Annotated in this window: 2 protein-coding genes; one reads left to right on the forward strand and one right to left on the reverse strand. The window is 31.1% G+C overall.

What is annotated here, in order from left to right; all coding sequences use genetic code 11:
- On the reverse strand, window positions 1-890 hold an 890-nt coding region (locus J7K39_10500), incomplete at its 3' end, for a hypothetical protein (protein MCD6180320.1).
- Between the two features lie 171 nt (window positions 891-1,061).
- Here J7K39_10500 and J7K39_10505 point away from each other — a divergent pair.
- Window positions 1,062-2,512: oligosaccharide flippase family protein (locus J7K39_10505; GenBank protein MCD6180321.1), on the forward strand; the 1,451-nt coding region annotated here is incomplete at its 3' end.

The following is a 2,512-nucleotide window of genomic DNA, read 5'->3' on the forward strand; positions in this document are numbered from 1 at the left end:
AAACCTTCTTTATCTGCCAAAATATTGCAAAAAATAGCAACTGCATTCTTACCTTCAAGTACCATATTTGAAATATTTGAAGAAAAGAAACCCTTTCCTATCAACAAACCCAATGTTCTATTTCTACTAAGATCATTCAATGCTGTAAGTCCAAAATCGCCATAACCGCAATATTTAAAAATGGTTTTTTTTGCCCCATTAAAATGAATTAATATACTACGCATTTCGTTAAACGCCTTTGTTAAAAACATAAACCTAAGGTTTGGAGAATCAAACTGAGCATCAAGAATTCCCATAGCTATAGCGTAAATATTTTTCATTGTGCTCAATAACTCAACACCACGTAAATCAGTAGAAAAATCTAAATAAACATTAGTTCCTTTTACTATTCCTTTAAAACGAGGGAATAAATCTTCATGAACAGATGCCAAAGTAAAAGCGGTAGGAATCTTATCAATCAAATCTCTGGCAAAAGTAGGTCCTTTAAGGGTTGCTACTTTTTGACTCACATTAGCTTGCAAACTCTCAGCAACAGTAAAATATTCATCCTTACTTAATCCTTTTGCAAGATTCACTAAAATAGCATCTTCTCTGATATATGATTTATTCTCAAGTACAAAATTTACTACTTCGGAGGAAGGGATAGCTAAAAATATTATTTCGTTTTCAGAAAGCACCTGTATATCTCCTGTAGCCTTAAGTCGCCAAGTTAATTTTGTATTGGGAAAATATTTATGATTGAATTGAGTTTTAACAATTGACTCTATAACGTCATTCTCTATAGAATACAGAACAACATCTAATTCAGCTTTAATTGCTAAAGAATTTGCTAAAGCAGTACCAATAGCACCCGCTCCAACTATACATATTTTAATCTTTTCTTCCTCCATTTATCCTTGGAATTAATATATGCGAATATACAATAATTGCAGAATTATAAAACAAGCGATTTACCGTGTTATGATTAAAGTATTGCATTATTCACTTTGATACTAATAAAATTAATATCTACTTATCGTTACAATCTATTTTTTTACTTTAGCATAATATTTCATATCCATATGGGAATCATACAACGGCAAAGTATTTCTGGTTTCATTTATACTCTTATCGGGGTTTTATTAGGCTTTTTAACTACAGGCATATTAATGCCACGTATTTTTCAAGTGGAGGAAATAGGATTACTTAGAGTTCTTATATCATATGCCACTGTACTCAGCACATTTGCTGTTCTAGGATTTAGCGTTGTTACTGTTAAAATGTTCCCCTTCTTTAGAGATGAAAAGAGCAAGCATCACGGTTTTTTTGGTTTAGCCCTCCTTGTTAGTCTTGTTGGATTTATTCTTGCTAGTCTTATTTACCTTGGCTTTCATGATTTAATTATTGAGCGAGGAGCAGAAAAGTCACCTCTATTTTCACAGTTTTATTATCTGGTAATTCCACTTACTTTTTTTCTTATGCTTTATATTGTTATTGATACCTATTTTAGGGTTTTATATCAAACAGTAATTGGAATCATTTACCGCGAAGTTTTTCAAAGAAGCTTAGTTTTAATTGTATTCATTCTTTTTTATATCGGTTATTTCAATTTCAATACTATCGTTTACCTTTATATAATAGCTTTCAGTTTACCGGCAGTATTTATGTTGGTGAGTCTTTTATTAAAAGGTGATTATAAGCTAATACCCGATTTTGAATTTTTAAAAAAACCTCTGCTGAAAAAAATTGGTCATGTTGGCTTATTTGGAATATTCAGTAGTTTTTCAGGGATATTGGTTATAAATATAGATATTCTAATGCTTAATCATTTAGAAGGATTAGCACAAACAGGAATTTATACAATCACTTTTTTCTTTGGGGCTTTAGTTTTAATTCCATCGCGTTCAATGATAAAAATCAGCTCTGTTATAATTGCAGATGCTTTCAAGCGAAAAGATTTAGCCGAAATAAATAGTATTTACAAAAAAAGCAGTATTAATCTTGGCATTATTGGAATGCTTATCCTTATTGGTTTGTGGGGCAATATCGATAATATTTTTAATGTAATAGGAGAAGACTTCAAACAGGGCTATTGGGTAATAATAGTCATCGGCTTTGCCAATTTGTTAGATATGCTTATGGGTGTTAGCAATCAAATATTTTTCAATTCTAAATACTATAGCACCTTTGCCTATTTAAATTTCTTCTTTATGATACTTTTGGTTGTGAGTAACCTGATATTCATACCCAAATTTGGACTTATTGGAGCAGCAATGGCCTCTCTCTTCTCTAAATTTATTTACAACTTATTCAAATATATCTTCTTGTGGGCAAAGCTTAATTTTCAACCTTTTAGTTGGAAAACACTATATTTGTTAGTTATTGGATTAGCAACCTTATTTCTCATTCAATTCCTTCCCCCTCTATCAAACTTCATTATTGATATTGCTATTCGTAGCGGTGTTATAAGCTTCTTTTTTGGTGCAGGGGTTTATATCTTCAAGCTTAGTGATGACTTAAACCTTTGGGTTGA

Source organism: Bacteroidales bacterium (assembly GCA_021157585.1).
Classification (GTDB): Bacteria; Bacteroidota; Bacteroidia; order Bacteroidales; family UBA12170; genus UBA12170.